The following is a 245-nucleotide window of genomic DNA, read 5'->3' as shown; positions in this document are numbered from 1 at the left end:
CCTTCCGTGGGTTCATCCAGCAGTAATAGTGAGGGTCCATGCAGAATGGCCTGGGCAATGGCGACTTTGCGTTTCCAGTCGATGGAGAGGGTGTCGAGGGGGGCATCGAGCACCGCAAATAACTCCAGTCGCGCTACAGCATGCTCCAACCGCGTGCGTTTGTCGGCGCCGTGGAAGCCGCGTAGGGCAGCGATGAACCCGAGGAATGTCTTGACGGACATAGTTGGGTGACCGGGATCGTTGGC

General features: G+C 59.6%; 1 protein-coding gene. It reads right to left on the bottom strand.

The window, feature by feature from the left end; genetic code table 11:
- On the bottom strand, positions 1-221 hold a 221-nt coding region (locus tag SB816_RS34165), incomplete at its 3' end, for an ATP-binding cassette domain-containing protein (RefSeq protein ID WP_410548518.1).
- Between the last annotated feature and the right edge of the window lie 24 nt (positions 222-245).

This window comes from Achromobacter sp. SIMBA_011, assembly GCF_046535435.1.
GTDB classification, from domain to species: Bacteria; Pseudomonadota; Gammaproteobacteria; order Burkholderiales; family Burkholderiaceae_B; genus Achromobacter; species Achromobacter dolens.
Note: the sequence above shows the minus strand (reverse complement) of the source record. Positions and strands in the feature narration are given on the sequence as shown.